Source organism: Rhodopseudomonas sp. BR0C11, assembly GCF_010820945.1.
Classification (GTDB): domain Bacteria; phylum Pseudomonadota; class Alphaproteobacteria; order Rhizobiales; family Xanthobacteraceae; genus Rhodopseudomonas; species Rhodopseudomonas palustris_H.
Genome location: NZ_QTKI01000739.1, coordinates 1 through 1086 on the forward strand (window position 1 = coordinate 1; position 1086 = coordinate 1086).

At 64.8% G+C, this 1086-nt stretch carries 1 protein-coding gene and 1 pseudogene; both read right to left on the reverse strand.

Translation table 11 applies throughout. The annotated features are described in order from the left end of the window. Positions 1 to 42: 42 nt before the first annotated feature. Positions 43 to 807, reverse strand: coding sequence for a flagellar type III secretion system pore protein FliP (gene fliP / locus DYI24_RS27020; RefSeq protein WP_164574507.1), 765 nt, complete (start codon positions 805 to 807; stop codon positions 43 to 45). Beyond that, a pseudogene (locus DYI24_RS27025) lies at positions 804 to 1086 on the reverse strand (flagellar biosynthetic protein FliO); the annotation flags it as partial. The pseudogene DYI24_RS27025 and the gene fliP, both read right to left, overlap by 4 nt.

Sequence of the window (1086 nt, forward strand, 5' to 3'; positions counted from 1 at the left end):
GTGGAGAAGAGAGCCAAATCCGCAGCGTCGATCTCGGCGAGACTATCCGCCGCCGGTGTAGCTCTGCACCAGACTGCCGGCGACCAGCGACCAGCCGTCCACCAGAACGAAGAAGATCAGCTTGAACGGCAGCGACACCACGACCGGTGGCAGCATCATCATGCCCATCGACATCAGGATCGATGCGACGACGAGGTCGATGATCAGGAAGGGCAGGAACAGCAGGAAGCCGATTTCGAAGGCGCGTTTCAGCTCCGAGATCAGGAACGCTGGCATCAGGATGCGGAGTGACAGATCTTCCGGCGTTGCCGGTGGCGGCTCGCCTGACAGATCAAGGAACAGCTTGAGATCTTTCTCGCGGACGTTCTTCTGCATGAAGATCCGCAGCGGCCCGGACGCCCGCACCATCGCGTCGTCGACGCCGATCTCGTTGGCGATCAGCGGCTTGATGCCTTCGTCATAGGATTTCTGCAGCGTCGGTCCCATCACGAAGGCGGTCAGGAACAGCGCCAGCGCAATGATCACCGCATTCGGCGGCGCTGTGGCCGTGCCCAGCGCCGTGCGCAGCAGCGACAGCACCACGACGATACGGGTGAACGACGTCATCATCACCAGGATCGACGGTGCGATCGACAGCACCGTCAGCAGCGCGATCAGTTGGATCGCGCGCTCGGTGACGCCGGGGCTATTGCCGCCGAGATTGATGCTGATGTCTTGGGCCTGCGCAGGCACGATCATCGCGAGAACCGCGATGATCAGAACCGATGAACTGATGAAAACTCTACGCGGGCCGGCCGAGGCGCTCACGTAGGGGACTTCGGGCGGCCGAGCAGCGCGGCCATTTCGTCTTCGAGGCTCTCAAACCCGGTCTTGCCGGCGGCCGGGGACGCCTCTGCTGCGGCCGGCTCTTCGGGGGTAGGCTCGGAAGCGCGTGGGGTCGGCGGATTGGGCCGGGCTGGCGGCTCCGGCGCGACCGGAGGAGCCGGCTCGGCCGGCGCATTCGGCGGACGGCGCAGTGCGGCTTCGAGGCGGTTGGCCATCTCGGCGAGATTCTGGTCCGCGGTCGCAAGCGCTGCGGTCACAGGA